The organism is endosymbiont of Acanthamoeba sp. UWC8 (assembly GCF_000730245.1).
Taxonomy (GTDB): domain Bacteria; phylum Pseudomonadota; class Alphaproteobacteria; order Rickettsiales; family Midichloriaceae; genus Jidaibacter.
Genome location: NZ_CP004403.1, coordinates 85,516 through 103,314, shown reverse-complemented (window position 1 = coordinate 103,314; position 17,799 = coordinate 85,516). Strand labels below are relative to the sequence as shown.

The 17,799-nt window shown below is 35.1% G+C and carries 14 protein-coding genes; 5 read left to right on the top strand and 9 right to left on the bottom strand.

Translation table 11 applies throughout. The features are described 5' to 3' along the window. Window positions 1-7: 7 nt before the first annotated feature. The 7 genes from I862_RS00455 to I862_RS00425 form a co-directional block, all read right to left on the bottom strand. Window positions 8-559 carry a demethoxyubiquinone hydroxylase family protein gene (locus tag I862_RS00455; RefSeq protein ID WP_038537676.1) on the bottom strand — a complete coding sequence of 184 codons (552 nt, stop codon included), beginning with the start codon at window positions 557-559 and terminating at the stop codon, window positions 8-10. Then, on the bottom strand, window positions 528-1,031 hold the full coding sequence (locus I862_RS07720) for a disulfide bond formation protein B (protein WP_052646262.1): 504 nt from the start codon (window positions 1,029-1,031) through the stop codon (window positions 528-530). Before I862_RS07720 ends, I862_RS00455 begins: the two co-directional genes overlap by 32 nt. Further along, on the bottom strand, window positions 1,028-2,398 hold the full coding sequence (gene ccoG / locus I862_RS00445) for a cytochrome c oxidase accessory protein CcoG (RefSeq protein WP_052646261.1): 1,371 nt from the start codon (window positions 2,396-2,398) through the stop codon (window positions 1,028-1,030). Before ccoG ends, I862_RS07720 begins: the two co-directional genes overlap by 4 nt. 20 nt (window positions 2,399-2,418) lie before the next feature. Beyond that, window positions 2,419-3,513 carry a tRNA guanosine(34) transglycosylase Tgt gene (gene tgt, locus I862_RS00440; RefSeq protein WP_038540885.1) on the bottom strand — a complete coding sequence of 365 codons (1,095 nt, stop codon included), beginning with the start codon at window positions 3,511-3,513 and terminating at the stop codon, window positions 2,419-2,421. Window positions 3,514-3,577: 64 nt separating this feature from the next. Further along, on the bottom strand, window positions 3,578-5,086 hold the full coding sequence (locus tag I862_RS00435; RefSeq protein WP_038537673.1) for a hypothetical protein: 1,509 nt from the start codon (window positions 5,084-5,086) through the stop codon (window positions 3,578-3,580). Between the two features lie 75 nt (window positions 5,087-5,161). Then, the gene (locus I862_RS00430) at window positions 5,162-6,196 is read right to left on the bottom strand and encodes an MraY family glycosyltransferase (RefSeq protein WP_052646260.1); all 1,035 of its coding nucleotides are present in this window, start codon (window positions 6,194-6,196) and stop codon (window positions 5,162-5,164) included. A gap of 64 nt (window positions 6,197-6,260) precedes the next feature. Then, complete coding sequence (locus I862_RS00425; protein ID WP_038537670.1) at window positions 6,261-8,627, bottom strand: hypothetical protein; 2,367 nt, start codon at window positions 8,625-8,627, stop codon at window positions 6,261-6,263. A gap of 52 nt (window positions 8,628-8,679) precedes the next feature. Here I862_RS00425 and I862_RS00420 point away from each other — a divergent pair, with 52 nt between their 5' ends. The 4 genes from I862_RS00420 (at window position 8,680) to I862_RS00405 (ending at window position 12,989) form a co-directional block, all read left to right on the top strand. Beyond that, the gene (locus I862_RS00420) at window positions 8,680-10,434 is read left to right on the top strand and encodes a protein-disulfide reductase DsbD family protein (protein ID WP_052646259.1); all 1,755 of its coding nucleotides are present in this window, start codon (window positions 8,680-8,682) and stop codon (window positions 10,432-10,434) included. A 48-nt stretch (window positions 10,435-10,482) separates the two neighbouring features. After that, window positions 10,483-11,307: a TIGR01459 family HAD-type hydrolase gene (locus tag I862_RS00415; RefSeq protein ID WP_038537666.1), complete on the top strand. Its 825-nt coding sequence runs from the start codon at window positions 10,483-10,485 to the stop codon at window positions 11,305-11,307. Between the two features lie 18 nt (window positions 11,308-11,325). Next, a complete protein-coding gene (locus tag I862_RS00410; protein WP_038537663.1) occupies window positions 11,326-12,315 on the top strand; it encodes a phosphotransferase in 990 nt (329 codons plus the stop codon). A gap of 194 nt (window positions 12,316-12,509) precedes the next feature. Beyond that, window positions 12,510-12,989, top strand: a complete 480-nt coding sequence (locus I862_RS00405; protein ID WP_038537660.1) for a hypothetical protein — start codon at window positions 12,510-12,512, stop codon at window positions 12,987-12,989. A gap of 197 nt (window positions 12,990-13,186) precedes the next feature. Here the strand turns inward: I862_RS00405 and I862_RS00400 are convergent, their stop codons facing one another. Then, window positions 13,187-15,178, bottom strand: a complete 1,992-nt coding sequence (locus I862_RS00400; protein ID WP_038537658.1) for an acetyl-CoA carboxylase biotin carboxylase subunit — start codon at window positions 15,176-15,178, stop codon at window positions 13,187-13,189. A gap of 118 nt (window positions 15,179-15,296) precedes the next feature. Next, complete coding sequence (locus I862_RS00395; protein ID WP_038537655.1) at window positions 15,297-15,827, bottom strand: cytochrome b; 531 nt, start codon at window positions 15,825-15,827, stop codon at window positions 15,297-15,299. Between the two features lie 81 nt (window positions 15,828-15,908). On the opposite strand from I862_RS00395, the gene typA reads away from it, so the two are divergent. After that, a complete protein-coding gene (gene typA / locus I862_RS00390; RefSeq protein ID WP_038537652.1) occupies window positions 15,909-17,729 on the top strand; it encodes a translational GTPase TypA in 1,821 nt (606 codons plus the stop codon). The last annotated feature ends 70 nt before the right edge of the window (window positions 17,730-17,799 follow it).

Below are 17,799 nucleotides of genomic sequence, written 5' to 3'. Positions count from 1 at the left end.
AATTTAATTAAATTTTCTTTGAAAGTAGTATTGCAGCTTTGGTCGCGGATTGCACTATATTATATAAAGTTTTATAACCGAAAGCTTCTTTGGCCTTATTCTCAATTCCTCTATCTCTATGCTCAAGCTCTTCATCACGAAACTGCTTTATTTTTTCTTTAAGTTCCAAGTCTTCATTGGAATTTGAAAGTTCATCAATTTGAGATTGGTAATGCTCTTCGATAACATCTTCCACCGCAACCGTGCATGCCATTGCAGACTTTTCTCCACATAGAGCAGTGGCAGCGCCCAGTGCATAGCCTAATACATGCCAAAGGGGCTGTAATATTGTCGGCCTAATTCTTTTTTGTGCTAATTGAGTTTCAAAATATTTAAGATGGGTTAATTCCTGCTCATACATATCTTTTATTTCCTTATGTAAAGCTCCGCTCCGTGTAATATTCAGCTGGCCTTCATATATCCGCTTAGCACCATACTCCCCCGCATGATCTACACGCATAATTTCTGCAAGTCTATCTTTCTTATTATTAGGGAGTGGAAGGTGTCTTGGTTTCTTCATCTTTAAACCAATTAAATTTCATACTGATAATTAATGTTATAAGCAAAATTAAAGTTGTGTAAATAAAATTCCATGCAGCAATGGAGATTCCTAAGAACTCGAATAATGATTGATCACATGTCACTATATCTTTATTTTTAAGCATTTTTTTATACTCTAAAAATGTGCTCGCTTTTTTAAATGTTGTAGTGCACTCGGATTCATAAGCAAACCATTTTTGCTCAATTCCCATGTGGTAAAATGATAAAACCGAACTTGAAATAAGCAAAGTCAAAACTATAACCAATTTTAATATATGAAATCTTCCTATAAAAAATATTGAACAGAGGAATATTAACAGCCCGTAAATATAGCGCTGGTAATAGCATAATTTACATGGCGGTACTTTTAAAATTATCTCAGCTGCTTTAGCTGTACCAAGTGCAAGCGCTGAAACCAATATAAGAAATGCTAGTAAATTTCCGAATTTCATCTTGAAACCACGAAGGAATTTTGTTTCACGATTATTTCATTTGTATTTAGATCTTTCAAGATAAACTTTATATCTTTTTGTTTAAAACTATAATTATCATTCGGGATTTTAATAAATATCCTATACTCTAATTCCTCATTCGGCTTGATTTGAAGATTATATTTATCAACATATTCACTTATATCCTGCACCATGAATTTTATATTCTCCATACCTTCAATTATTAACTCCATATCCTTGATGGATGAAGATTTATTAAATATTTTAATATCATAAGTATTTCTGATACTTCCATCAGGAATAACGGTAAATAATGCTCCATGATCTTTTGATACGGATAGTATACAGGTTGGCTTATTTGTAAGGCTATAAAGCATGATTCCTGCAACTATAACAAATACTAAGGAAAAAATTATAGTTTTTGCTCTAAAAATATGTTTTATAATAGTTTTACTTTTTTGTTGATCGTTGGATATTACACTGCTTTTATAGCCGATAAGATCTAACGGCTTGCCTATCTTTTCCATAACACTATTGCATGCATCCACACACAAGCCACAATTTATGCACTCCATCTGCAACCCATCTCTTATATCAATACCCATCGGGCACACGACAACGCATTTGTTGCAGTTAATGCAATCGCCACTCTCCTGCTCACCTTCCCCTGCACGCGGCTCACCCCGCTTGCTATCATATGTCACAAGCACAGTTTCTTTATCAATCATTGCTGATTGAAACCTACCGTAAGGGCACATATACATACATACTCTTTGCCTTACGAAGCCTGCAAATAAATAAGTAGAGGCAGTAAGTGAAAATAACCATATTGTAGCATTACCGCTTACCTTTAATGTTATTAAATCTAATAGCAGTTTTTTGATATCATAAAAATATCCTACCCATCCGAAGGCAAACAAGAACCCTATTCCTAACCAACTAATGTGAGTGGCGACTTTTCGGGCAAGTTTATCAATATCATATGAAGAGCTATCAAGCCTTATTCTTTTATTTCTGTCCCCTTGGAAGAAGGTTTCGATTTTTAAAAATATGTCGGTAAAAACCGTATGCGGGCAGGTATACCCGCACCAAACCCTTCCAAGTAAAGAGGTAACGAAAAATAATCCTAAAGCTGCAAGAATCAAGGCGCCGGTAATATAGTATATTTCATCAGGCCATATTTCTATCCCAAATAAATAAGCACGGCGGTTAGGCAAATCTATAAGCAAAGCTTGATCAGGGTTACCTTCTCCCCTGCTCCACCTAATCCATGATCCGAGAAAATAAAGTAAAAACAAACCTACCAGTGTGATATCTTTTATAGATCTGAATTTACCTTTAATCGTTTGCGGATATATTTTTGCCAATCTTTTTTACTCCTTTATTTTCAGATAAATCCTTGACTATCAAAGCTTGATAACCTTTTCTCTTCAATAGCTTTCCTCAGTGCCTGCATCAAATCCTGATAATATGTGAGGTTATGCATGGTAACAAGCATAGCTCCAAGTATTTCTTTACACCTAACTAAATGATATAAATAAGCTCGACTGTAATTTTTGCAAGTATAGCATTCGCATTTATCATCTAAAGGCTTTGTATCCTCAGAATATTTAGCATTTTTAATATTAATGGTTCCGCCCCTCACAAACGCCTGACCGTTTCTTCCGGAACGGCTGGGTAGAACGCAATCAAACATATCAACTCCTCTCATCACCGAACCGACTATGTCTTTCGGCTTTCCGATTCCCATTAAGTATCTTGGCTTTTCTTGAGGTAACAGTGGCACGGTAAATTCTAAAGTTTGGAACATCAGTTCCTGCATTTCTCCGATTGCAACGCCGCCTAAAGCATACCCGTCGAAATCCATATCAACCAGGGTTTGCGCTGATCTTGCTCTCAAATCTTCAAATACGCTACCTTGCACGATTCCGAATATTCCGTGCCCTTCGCGTTTGATGAATGCTGCTTTGGATCTTTCCGCCCATCTTAACGAAAGCTCCATGGATTTTTTAGCTTTCATATGAGAGATAGGATACGGCGGGCACTCATCAAGTATCATAGTGATGTTACTGCCTAAAAAATATTGAATCTCCATTGATCTTTCGGGAGTGAGCTCGTATTTTGTTCCGTCAAGGTGAGATCTGAAAGTTACTCCCTCTTCGGTGATTTTTCTGAGCTTAGTAAGGGATAACACCTGGAATCCTCCTGAATCGGTCAGGATAGGTCCATGCCAGTTCATAAACTTCCTTAAGCCTCCGAATTTATGGATTCTTTCCGCAGCTCCTCTCAACATCAAGTGATAAGTATTCCCTAAAATAATATCCGCACCCGTTGTTTTGATATCTTCAGGAAACATTGCTTTTACTGTTGCAGCAGTCCCAACAGGCATAAACGCCGGTGTTCTCACTTCGCCGTGCGCTGTTTCTAAAACCCCTAATCTCGCATTTCCATCTTTAGCTAAAACTTTATATTTTAATGACATAAATAAATTACCGATTTTTTGCATCGGCAGTATAGCTTATATTTCACAAATTCAAAATATAAACTTAGTGAGAATGACTATCATTTTGCCTATGATTTCCTATTACCGGTTTTATGCTTTTTCTCCAAAAGTTTGGGTCATCTTTTAAGGGCTCTTGGGGCTTATCTTTTTGAATTTCAGGTTCTTTAATTTTTTGAATTGCAAGCTCTTTGGATTCTTTTAAGCTTTTTAAGGTTTCCGTATAATCTACATGCTTCCTGACAGGAGAAAACATTTCCTGCGTTTTATTCACTGAAAAACCATACCATGCAACCTTACCCATGGTTTTAAGAAAATTACCGGCTTTTTGTGGCAAAGTTTCCTGAGATTCTACTTTATCTTTTAACTGATCTTTATGTTGCTCCCGTAAATCTTTTATACCTTCTAATTTTTGTAAAGATTCTATATCACCCTTTTCACTGAAAGCTAGCTTCCTATTTTCCATTTCTTTGGCTGCCTTTTTATCGCTCATAGCAAATATATTATCTTTTTTAGTAAACTCGTTCATAAGTGTGCCGCGCAGTTTCTCAAATTCCTGCATCATCATTTTAGGCTCTATTTCTTCTCCTTTTTCAAGTTTAATATTTACTTTATTCATTAAGTCTTGGGTTGCAATATTTTCGGCAAGCCTTAGATTTGCTGCATCTTTTAATATAGGCAAACCTTTGCCGTTTTCAAATGAAATGCCTAAAACGCTTTTAGCCGCTTCCATATCAGTTAAGAGTTTAACCTTCTCGTCATTATAGCGTTTTGTTTTTTTTACTTCTTGATTATAACCTAAAATAGTGGTGCCAACGGTTACCGAAAGGGATAACGGATCCATAGCAATTAGAGAAACACCTATATTCACAAAATTCTCAGGGCCAGTAAAAATTCCGGCTTTAGTCATAGCTTTAAGTAAGCTAGTTTTATGGGTTTTTTCATCATACCCCGGGAATTTATATAACTCTTTTTCAAGTGAGGATAGTAATTCCTTATAATTTTCCTTCTCTTTCTCAGGGATCTCTTTTCCCTTCAATTTTTCAAGATCCCGGTTCTTTTCGACTTCCGCATCGGTTAACTTATTTAGTAATTTATCCTCTTTCTTTAAAGTCCCCAGTTTATATCTTCTATAGGTTTCAACCGTTAAGCCGCCAACTACCGCGCCGACCGCAGCGGTGAGCCCGATTCCTGCAAGCCAGGGAGCCACGGGGGCAGTTGCAAAAAGCAAAGCCGCTGATGCAATTAAAGTCACTCTACCGAAGCTTGTAGAAGTCACTACATCTTTAGTTGCTAAAAATGCTTTTTTAGTAAAGTTCCAAGCTATACTGGTTCTGGAAGGTTTATTTTCTATGTCGGCTTCATTTTCGGGATTTTGAACTGCTGCAGTTTGATCTTTTTGTTCTTGGCTAATTTTTAAATTGTCTGTATTTTGTTTTGATGATTGAGTTCCCTGTTCATAATTTTGAGAAAAAAAGAAAAAGAACTCTTTTATGCCTTCAGTTATAGATTTTGTACGCTGGCTATTAACTATTTTCCAAAATCTTTCTCTCACCTAAGTAATATTAATATAATTATTTATTACTACTTTAATGGTGAATAGTTAATAAAACGTTAACTTATGTCACTACTACCTTTTTGCTTTTAAATCCAGCAATGGCATTTTGATAGGTAAAATATTAATAGTAACAATAGTTCCTACTAAAGCACATAATATAAAGAGGCATTCAATTAAGATTTCTCCCTTAAAATACAGGGCTCCTAAACTCAAATTAAGCAGAATAATATTCAATATAATAATTTTTACTACCACCTCGGCATGACTTCTCCCCGCCCTCACCGCACGCTGGAAGAAATGCTCCGAATGAGCCTGCCAGACTTTCTCCAAAGATATTGCTCGTTTTAATAGTATATATCCTGCATCGGCAAAATAATACATAGGAAGAATAATTGCCTGCACCCAAGCTCCTTTAGCAGCAATAATCAATAGTAATAATGAAAGAATGTAACCGATGGTAATACTTCCCGCATCCCCGATAAAAATACGTGCCGGATGCCAATTATATATTAAAAATCCGAGAGTACATGCAACCAGTAGAAGTGATATATAGATATAACTGCTCTGATTGTTCAAAAAACTTAAAATTAAAGCAATTGCTATCCCTAAATAAATGACTTGTGCACCGGTGATGCCGTCTATCCCGTCCATAAAATTAAAAAGGTTAACAAAAGTTACAATCGCAAGAACAATAAAAATATATTCAATATCAGGATCAATAACACCTTTAAAAATTAAGCCGTTATGCTTAACTACAAATGCGCCTATAATAGCCGCCACAAAATGAGCTATAAGCCTTATAGCAGCCGGGACATGCTTAATATCATCCCTAAATGAAATTATACATAATAGTGCAAGTGCGGAAGCAATATAGAGAGGAGGTTTTACCGCATCGTTATAAAGGAATAGAAACGGGATACAGCCGATAAAGAAAGCGATAATTATAGCTAACCCTCCCCCGAGCGGAGTAGGTGATTTATGGTTACTCCTACTGTTCGGGATAGCAATAATTTTCTTTTTAGTAAGCAGTCGAATAAAATTTCCCGAAAGAAAATAAGAAAAAATAAAACAACCGATTAATGTAACTATACTTAACTCAACGCTCATTATTAGCTTTCTAAAATTTTAAAAATTATATTAACAAAAACAAAATTATATAAAACCTTTTTATCTAGATTTCTTTATAAGTACGATCAGGGTTAATTATTTTATCTAAAGATTTAAGTATTGCTTCACATTCGTTTAAAATACTTAAAACATTTTTTGATACTATCTTATCTTCATGATTACTAATGGAATGGTTTGTAATTTGTCCTTTAAAGTGCTCTATATCTTTTTCAAATAACAGTGTAGCCTGGATAAATTGCTTTCGTTGAATTTCGTTAAAATTGTAAAACTCGGAAACTATTCCGGCTAACTTTTGCAGGTTACTCATAAAGTCATTTATCTTATCTATATTTTCAACAGGTTGATAAGAATAATTAATTCCGGCATTAGGCATAGCTCCCGGGATTTCGACCGGTACTAAAGCATTTGCACCATTTCCCGGTTGTAATAAATCAAGCGGAGTTATACCGGCAGGAAGGTTAATTCTTGAAGTTTCAACATATATAGCTCCCCGGCTTATATCACCGACGGAAAAACTAGGATACTCCTCAAAGGGAAATTTTTTAAGTTGTTTATTAAGCTCGGTTATATTTGAAAGTAGCCTTTCAGCAGTTAAAACATGCTCTGGCTTTTTTTGTTGGTAAGCAAAAGCGTAAACATTTGCTATAATTATTGAAGATATGAAAGCACCGATTGAAAAAGCCAATACCGTAGGCGCTGCTGAAGTAAGCGCAGCAACCGCAAATATACCCGCCTTACTTCCAAATGCTAATGAGGATAATAATAAGGTACCCCCGGCGTACCCGCTGTATTTTATAGTATTCCATACTATATTCCCTCCATACAACCCCTTTATCCCTCCTAATAAAGCACCAGTCCCCGCAACTATTCCGGTACTCGCTAAATATCCCGTAAGCCCACCGGCAGCTATTTTAGGAATAATAACAACTGCTGCACTAGTAGCAAGCGGAGCCAGGTAGGGAGCAAAAACAGCCACACATGAATAGCATAAGATAGTTCCGACCCCGAAACTTATCCCTATTGCAGCCATGGCCGGAATCTTCTTTATCCCGTCCCTTAACTCAAGATTATGAAAATTTCTGCTGATATTAAAAGTATTTGTTAAAATGTCTGTTAACTTGAATTCTCTCCTTCCTTCCGGATCATATAGTATGTGCTTAGGATCTTTATAGGTTAAATTCATCCGTTCTTTATAAAAAGGATAGCCTTTATAAAGCGCTAACCCGCCGATCGTTAAAGCAGCCGCCGGTAATAAGAGTGGAGAAAAATAGGTTGCAACAGGAGCTGCTACAACGGCTGCTTGAGTTGAACCAATATAAGTTGCAACAGATGATAAAAATTGCGAAATACCGATTGAAGATATAAACCCGGCAACAGATGACAAAGCCGGAGAAGCTGTTGCCCCCATAACAAGACCTATAACTTTTGGTGCCATATAAATTGCGGCTCCGACAGTGGTTATTCTATCAACATAACGCAATAATCTTGTATATTGCCCATCCGTTCCTAAATATGAGGAAAATTTATACATAAGCGCTAACGCAATTCCGGATTTTATAGCCCCATTTAGGGTGAAAAATCCACCTACCGTAAATATGATACTTAACGAAGCTTGTAAAGCGGAATCATCCCTATCTCTGCCGCTAATAATATCAAAAGATCTGAAAAGTAGCATGGCGGAAATGTTCCAAGTATTAATAGCTTGAACCCAAGGGCTTACGGCATTTAAAATCCATTTAGAATTATATATAAATCCGGCTCCAATTGTATACAAAGCACCGGTTTTAGCAATTGTGAGCCAATCATCGGCAGTCCCTCTGCGTCTTGCTAAATTATATACTACTTTTAAAGCATTTGAGCCGTAAACACCGGCTAATGCGATTGCTAAAGGCGTAGCGCTGCTTATATATATTGAGCGGAGAGTTCCTAATCCTACCGCAGTATTGCGAGCAACATTAGCCCAGTCATCTACAGTCCCTTTGTGGCTTAGTATATTATAAGTTGATTTTAAATAATTGGGAAGATTATATAGGACGATTGAACCTCCCAACAGGGTATATAACAGGGTATATATACTATTACCCCTCAAAGAACTATAAAGATAGCTTGAGTAACTTTTATAAAATGCCGAAGAGTTTTGGATAATACTGGCAAGAGGAGCGATTAGCGTAGAGAGGCTAAGTATATGATAAACATCTCTTAAGTTAAGCTCTTTCAATTTTGCAGCGGTTGAAAATTTATGATTCCAGGTATCTAAAAAATTACTGAAAGTATAAATTGATAAAACCCCTCCAACAACATTAGCAATAGGATTTAGTTCAAGTGTAGGTTTAAAAAATAAAGAATTTTTAAAATCAATTTGAGAAAAGAGTGAAGAATTCCAATTCCAGGTAGGGTTTATGTTTAACATTAACTTTTATCTTGCTAATATAATTTATAAAATATTTTAGCACATTTTTATTATGAAAAAAATAATATATAAACCTTATTTTGTATATGGATTTAAATATTTATTACTACTAATTTATTTTATAGGAATTTTTTTCTATAATTACTGCTATGCTCAAACCGATGATTTACCGATCAGTGTTTCATTAACGAAGGTTAGCTATGAAAAAGAAAAGGCCATAGTAATTCTTAAGTTTAACATTACCGAAAACTGGAAACTGTATGCAAATATTCCCGGTGAAAGCGGGCTCCCTTTAAAAATCAAACTTAATGATGTGAATAATATTAAGTCTTACCAAATACTTTGGCCTCAATTTAAAACGTCTATCTATGAAGACTTTAGTATTAATTACTATAATAATGAGGTAATTATACCAATTGAAATAATTCCTATTCAAAACGATCAGGAAATTATTGCTGCAATTCATGTTGATTACGCAGCTTGTAAGGAAAGTTGTATAAGGGAAAGTAAAGAAATTCAGTTTAATATACCTTATGGATACTTTGATGAAGCAGGTTATGCGCTATATCAGGTAGCTTTAAATATAGAAAACTCACCCGATTCTTCATATTCACTGCTTGCAATTCTTTTATTTGCGATGTTAGGCGGATTTATTTTGAACTTGATGCCATGCGTACTTCCCGTCCTTTCGCTAAAAATTCTTAGTGTAATGAAAAACTTAAACAATGATCCTAAGAATATAAAGATCTCTTTATTATTTACCATATTAGGTATCATCTTTTCTTTTATCATGCTTGCAAGTCTTACTCAAATTTTGAAAAGCTTCGGGCATTCGTTAGGCTGGGGCTTCCACTTTCAAGAGCCGATATTTATCATGTTCTTAATAACTATCTTGTTATTATTTGCAAGCAACCTATGGGGTAGCTTCGAAATTCAATTGCCACCCTTTTTAAACAGAATCTTTAATTATTCGGAACACACCAAAAGCAATATATTAGGAAGCTTTTTTACGGGTATGTTTGCAACCCTCCTTGCAACCCCTTGTACTGCACCGTTTCTCTCGCTTGCAATTGCATTCGGGCTAAGTCAGAGCTTTCCTAAGCTACTACTGATCTATATTTTTATCGGGATCGGTATGGCTTTACCATTCATTCTACTTTTAATTAGACCAGGCTTACTTAGGTTTTTACCCAAGCCTGGAGCATGGATGATTAAGCTAAAGAAGGTTTTTTCAGTTTTGTTGGCTTTAACTGCCTTATGGTTATTTTACGTACTCTCATTCCAAACCGGCTTTGTAGAAATATTTCTCTTTATTACATTAATTATCCTAACCAAGCTTTTTTTTACTCAAAACCGCTCCTCTCTTAAAGCAGGGGCTATTTTAGTTGGGGTTGCAATACTTGGTTATTTTGCATCTATATACCTTTCCCACTCCCATAATAATGAGTTAACAAATCCTATATGGGAAAGCTTCTCCGAGGAAAAGCTTAATGAGTATATAGCAAAAGATTATGTAGTGTTTATAGATATTACCGCAGAGTGGTGCTTAACATGCAAAATGAATAAATTTAATGTATTAGAGCACGATGAGATTATAGAATTTCTCAGCACTCAGAATATAAAATTATTGAGAGCTGATTATACAAATAAATCAGCCTTAATAAGCCAATTTTTAAGTAAATATGACCGGCACGGCATTCCTTTTAATATAATAGTAAGTAAAGAAAACCCCAGCGGAATTATACTACCCGAAATACTAACTAAGTCTATCATTTATAATGAAATAAAACGGATTAAAGGATTGTAAACAGAGTGATATTCCTATATAGTTTTTTGTAAACAAAGTTATTAGTTTATGCAAAGGTATATTAAGGGTCTTGGAGAAATTGCAGAAAAATATCAAACTTATTTAATTGATATGAGCGGTGTGGTACATAACGGGCTCAACGCCTACCCTAAGGCGATAAATACATTAAATACTTTAAAAGAAATGCAAAAAGATATTATATTCTTTACTAACGCTCCACGACCGCAAAATGTAGTCAGAAAAAAGCTGGGGGATTTAGGATATATTTGCGGAGAGGAAAAAATCATTACCTCAGGGGATTTATTCCTACAAGAATTACAGAGAAATTTTCGAAAATATAATCATAAAAGCACAGCTTATGTTTTAGGATACGAATATAATCGAGATTTGGATTTAAGCGAATTTTATAACCTAACTCAGGATATTGAACAGGCAGAAGTTCTTGTTATACTTGCATTTCTGGAAAACAGCGATGAACTTGATAAGCATGATGAAATATTAAAAAAAGCCATCGGCAATAATATTGTTGCTTTATGCCCTAACCCTGATACCGTAGTTTATCATGGAAATGAACTAAGATACCCGGCAGGGTTTATTGCAAATAAATATGAATCACTCGGCGGAGTAGTTAGATATTACGGGAAACCTTATATGGAAATTTATCAGTACGCTGTAAAAGATTCTAAGTATGATAAATCTAAAATGCTTGCTATTGGTGATAATTTAAATACAGATATTTTAGGTGCAAAAAATTTCGGAATAGATTCTCTTTTAATCTCTAAAGGTATATATAAAAATTTTACAAATTTAGATTTATTTATTAAGGGACATAAAATAATTCCCAACTATATTTGCGATTATTTTCAAATGTAAATTTTTTAATTAATAATAATGCTTGATGAAATTTTTATAAAAATTAAACAGTTATATAACATATCCAATTTGAAGCTGATAAAAAATTTAGGAGGCTTCAGTTCCCTTAATTTTCAAATTTCAGATAGTTCAAACCAATTTGTCTTAAAACAATATCGTAATTCTACCGCTGATAAAATTAAACAGATAGAGAAAATCAGCTTTTTTTTAGATCAAAGCGATATTCCTGTTAAGCTTCCTATTTTAAATAAAAACGGCTCATATCATTTTGTTTATCAAGATACACTTTACGCTTTATACCCGATGGTAGAAGGTATAATTCTTCATGAAAATACTTTAAGCCAAAAGGCTTTACATTCAGCCAGCAATATCCTTGCTCAGCTACATAGGCTTATCCCTATAGCAGAGCTTAATTTACATGACGCCAATACCTGCTTAGTTAATTATGATGAAGTTTCGGATGAAGCAAACAAAGTCTTAAACTTAATTGCTAATAATCCGATCAGTGAGGAAACAGATAATATTACTAGGAATCTGATTTACCTCAAACTTAGTTTACTGAATGATCTTTCGGCTTTTAATTTTAATAATGTTTTGCAGCCCAAGTATTTAGTTCATGGAGATTTCCATAATGAAAACATTATTTTTTCTGCTGGTCATCAGGTAATTAAGCTTCTGGATTTTGAGCATACTTTTATAGGAAGTAGAACAGAGGATATATTTGAATTTATTCATAAAGGCTGCTGTAATTCAGGATTTGATGAAGAAAATATTAATAAAGCAAAGCATTTCTTATCTCATTATAAAAGTGTATTTCCTATCTCAAATGATGAACTCTATATTGGCTTCCAATATTCCGTTTATCAACTGGTAAGCTCTTTTTTCTTTGAAAAGGAGCTATACACTTCTCATGATATTTCTCTCTACGGCTTAATTGGAAGAGATATTAATAGATTGTCTTATATTAATGATCATAGCAGAGCAATTTTTAATTGTATAATTTTTTAGTTTTACGGATCTTATGTTATATACTAATTATAACATAAGGTTGCTAAATTTCTTAACATAATTTTAATGAAAGTTTGTTATTTTTTTACAAAATAATTAATATTTATATTGCTTTATTACTATAGTAACTAATATTAATAGTATAAATTAAACATGATTAAATACAAAAAATGTACAATAGCAAAAGTAATAGCATGTCGGAAAATAAACCTGAATATGTTAAACAAATAGTACCTACCCACTCATCACACAATATTACGGTACTTGAGGGAATACCTGCTTTTATAAAAGTAATGGAAAATGTATTTGAAGTTATGAATAAAAATTCAGGAATAGTAAGGCTATCCGGGCATGATAGAAGAATATATTTTCAATATTTTGGTGATGAATATATGATTAAATTTTACAACCTGCTATCTGAATTAAATAATGTAGTTTTTAGGTGCTTAGTTGTGGGCGAAAAAAATGAATACTTGGTTGAAGAAAGAAAAGCCTTTGTTGAGAATAGGTTTATACCTAATAAATACTTTAGCGGCATTTCAACCTATATTTATCATAATAAGATTGCCTATCTAATGTGGCAAAGTTTAAAAGTAGTATTGATTGAAAACACGGATCTGGCTTTAGCACATAAGAACCAATTTGACTTAATTTGGAATGAAGTTGCTAAGTAAGTTATCACTTCGGGGGAACATATTAAATTATACTAATCTCATCGGGCGATTTTGATTTATTCGATTCGCTATTAATCCAAAATTTTTGAACTAACTGTACTTTCCAATATCTTTAGCATAATATAAATAGCCCTATCGCAGCATTACTTTTAAATTTTTTATGCTAAAATTAAACTTAAATGGTCTCACATACGTCCTTAATCCGCTTCAATCGAGATTATGGTATCACCATTTGCAATAACTGCCTTAGAATTAACATGTATTTTACTCACCCTACCATCAACTTGGCTGAAAAAGACGTTTTCCATCTTCATTGCTTCTATTACTACCAATGGCTGGCCTTTCACAACTTTATCACCTTCTTTAACTTTAATATCCACAATAAGGCCGGCAATATTAGCAATCAGATCAGGCTGAATATCTTTACCGTTGGATATTTTGACGAATTTAGTAAGTTCGGCAGCCCTTGGAGTAAACACGGCAGCCCTTACCGTGGAGCCCATAAACCTAAGATCAAAGCCGCCCATTACATACTCTACTTGCAAGTTATACTGCTGACCATTCACTTTACATGGGAACAATTTACTTCCTAGAACCCATTTGCTGGTTATATAAAATCTTCTGTTTTCAAAGGTAATTTTATAGCCGTCCTCAATCGGTCTTACGGTTACCGGATAGTTTTTGCCGTCTAAGTTTATTACCCAGCGCGTACCGATCGCTCTACACCTTCCCCGCAGTTGACCTGAAACACTTGCTGCACGTTTGGCATCAGTTAAGAAGATAAATACAGTTGCACACAAGATAACCGCACTTTGCTCATCATTTAAAACAGCACCCGTAAAGCCGCCTTTAAACTCCTCTTCAATAAAGTTAGTTGAAAGGTCTCCTTTAACGAATCGTTCAGAGTTATATATAGCTTGCAGGAAACTGATATTATGAGAAATGCCACGAATTACATATTGGCTTAAAGCATTCTTCATTTTAGTAATTGCTTCATTTCTATCGGTGCCGTATGAACAAAGTTTAGAGATCATAGCATCGTAAAACATGCTTACTTCTCCGCCTTCATAAATCCCCGTATCCACCCTCACCCCTTCAGTTGCTTGAGGTTCTTTATAAGTATATACTCTTCCCGTAGAAGGTAAGAAGCCTGAGCTCGGGTCTTCGGCATAAATTCTGGATTCAAATGCCCAACCGTTTAGTTTTATATCTTTTTGTTTTAGCTGCAATCTTTCACCTGCTGCAACTCTAATCATCTGCTCAACCAAGTCTACTCCGCTAACCAGTTCGGTTACGGGATGCTCCACTTGGAGCCTGGTATTCATTTCCAAAAAATAAAAATTCTTTTTCGGGTCTACAATATACTCTATGGTTCCGGCGGAAAAATACTTAACTTCTTTAGCAAGTGCAACTGCCTGCGCATACATTTTCTTACGGGTTCTTTCATCAATAAACGGGCTTGGAGCTTCTTCAATCACTTTTTGATGGTGCCTTTGTATAGAACATTCACGCTCACCTACACAAACATAATTTCCGTGTTTATCACCAAGTAATTGAATTTCAATATGCCGAGGATTTTCAATAAATTTTTCTATAAATGTCCTTTCATCGGAAAAATTATTCTTAGCTTCATTGGTAGTTGAGCTGAAAGCTTGTTTCATTTCTTCGGAACTTCTTACTACTCTCATGCCTTTCCCACCGCCTCCCGCTGCGGCTTTAAGCATTATCGGATAACCGATTTTACTTGCAATTCTAACTGCATCCTTATCATTTTTTATAGCACCCATATAACCGGGAACGATATTCACACCTGCTTTTTTAGCAATTTTCTTTGCTTCAATCTTATCGCCCATCATTTTGATCGCATAAGAAGAAGGACCGATAAACGTAATCCCTAATTTTTCCAAACGGGCTGCAAAGTCAGTATTTTCGGATAAGAAGCCATACCCGGGATGCACCGCATCGGCGCCTGATATTTTCACCGCATTAATAATACTTTTTTGGTTTAAATAACTTTGTGTAGAGGGAGAATGCCCGATATATATAGCTTTATCGGCAAGCTTAACATGTAGAGAATTGGTATCGGCTTCAGAATATACGGCAACAGTTTGAATCCCCATTTTTTTTGCAGTTTTGATAATTCTACAGGCAATTTCACCGCGGTTTGCAATTAAAATTCGCTTAAACATAAAAAGGTATTAAGTTTATTTTGCAATCTTTATATATTAGTTTAACTTTCTTTACAAGAAGTAAGGTTGCATGAGAGTTTAAGCATAAATCTTATATTAGCAACCCGTTAACTACCTTTTAAAGCATTCTTTTAAATATATTTATTTTATCTACAAATAAATGCTTTAAAGGTGCGCTAAGGTGTAAGCAAAGCACGGCAATCATAAAATATGCCACATATATATGAACGGTAATAGCAATTCTGGATAAATCAAAATTCTTTTCGGAGAAGAAATTCGGCATATCAAGCGAAAAGAATTTCACTCCGAATCCTCCCGCTGTTGAAGAAATATATCCGCTTAGAGGCATAATAAACATGCTTAAGTAAAGCAAGACTGCAAATAAAATAGATAACTTGGATTCTAAAGTTGATATCTCTTTCGGAAGAGGTGGTATTTGAGAAGCAGCTCTTATACCTAAACGTATAATTGCCAGCACAAAAACAACTACCCCGAATGATTTATGTAAATTATACAGCTCCCATTTAAACGGATTATCGACCGGTAAACTGACCATATACAGCCCAACAAAGAGCATTACAAGTATTATCATACCTAATCCCCAATGCATTAAACGCATGCTTAAAGGATATTTTTTCACTTCCTGCATATTATTCTCTCAATATAGTTTGATAATTACTGTTAAATTAATTATACTCCTAGAGCTTATAAATAATTAACGAATCAGTAAATGAATAATATTAGAAATTTAGCAATTATTGCTCACGTAGATCACGGCAAAACTACACTTATAGATAACATGCTTAAGCAAAGCGGTACTTTCCGCGATAATCAGCAAGTTGACGAAAGAGTAATGGACTCTAACGAATTGGAAAAAGAGCGCGGAATAACCATTCTCGCTAAATGCACATCTATACATTATGAAGATTATAAATTAAATATAGTTGATACCCCGGGACACGCAGACTTCGGAGGAGAAGTTGAGCGCGTACTATCTATGGTAGATGGAGTAGTTCTCCTGGTTGATGCTTCCGAAGGGCCTATGCCTCAGACTAAATTCGTGCTTAGTAAAGCTTTAAAATTAGGCTTAAGACCTATTGTAGTTATCAATAAAGTTGATAGACCCGACAGCAGAATAGACGAAGTATTAAATGAAATTTTTGACTTATTTGCTGCGCTTGATGCAACGGAAGAGCAATTAGATTTCCCTGTACTATACGCAGTCGGAAGAGACGGCTGGGCAGTTACCGACTTAAAAGATGAAAGAACGGATTTAACACCCCTATTTCAATTAATTATCAAACATATTCCTAAACCTGACGTCGATAGAAATGCACCATTTTCAATGCTTGCTACCATTCTTAATTATGATCCGTATGTGGGTAGGATATTAATCGGTAAAGTTTATGCAGGTACCGCTAAAGTAAATTTAAACGTTAAGTCAATGAATTTGAACGGCGAGCTTATCGAATCCACTAAGCTGACCAAATTATTCGGTTTCAAAGGGATTGAGCGTATACCTTTAACCGAGATTGAAGCCGGTGATATCATTGCGATTGCGGGCGTTGAAAAAGCTACCGTTTCAGATACTATCTGCGATGCTTCGGTTTCAGTACCTTTAAAATCGACTCCTATTGACCCGCCGACTATGGCGATTACTATAGGGGTAAATGATTCTCCCTTTGCAGGACAAGAAGGAACTAAAGTCACCTCTAGGATGATACTAGACAGACTTAAACGCGAAGCGGAAACTAATGTGGCAATCACTCTAAGCATTAATGAACAAGGTGAAAGCTTTGAAGTTGGAGGAAGAGGGGAATTACAACTCGGTGTGTTAATCGAGACCATGAGAAGAGAGGGTTTCGAGCTATCCGTATCACGTCCGAGAGTATTATTTAAGCGTGATGAAAACAACGGACTTTTAGAACCGATTGAAGAAGTAGTAGTTGACGTAGATGAAAACTATAGCGGTGTGGTAGTTGAGAAATTATCGCAAAGAAAAGGTGAGCTTAAAGATATGCGCCCATCGGGTGGAAATAAAATCAGAATTATCTTCCATGTTCCGTCAAGAAGCTTAATCGGTTATCAAGGTGAGTTTAGAAACGATACCAGAGGAACCGGAGTACTCAGTAGACTATTCCATTCATATCAGGAATATCGCGGAGAAATCGAAGGCAGAAGAAACGGTGTACTTATCTCTAATTGCGACGGTGAAACAACCGCATATGCGATTTGGAATCTTGAGGATAGAGGCACAATGTTCATCCCGCCTAAAACCAAAGTATATGAGGGCATGATTATCGGTGAACACAATAGGGATAACGACCTTGAAGTTAATGCCGTAAGAGGCAAGAAATTAACTAACATGAGAGCATCCGGTACTGATGAGAATATTGTACTTACACCTCCTAGAGAAATTACGCTTGAGGAAGTCATTTCTTATATTGATAGAGATGAATTGGTTGAAGTAACTCCGAAAAATATTAGAATCAGAAAAAAACACCTTAATCCACATGATAGGAAAAAATCAAGCAGAAAAGAAGATGTCTAATATCTATAGGCTACCTACTTTTAATGCATAATATTATTTAAACTCCCTCTCTTAAAAAAGCGGGAGTTTT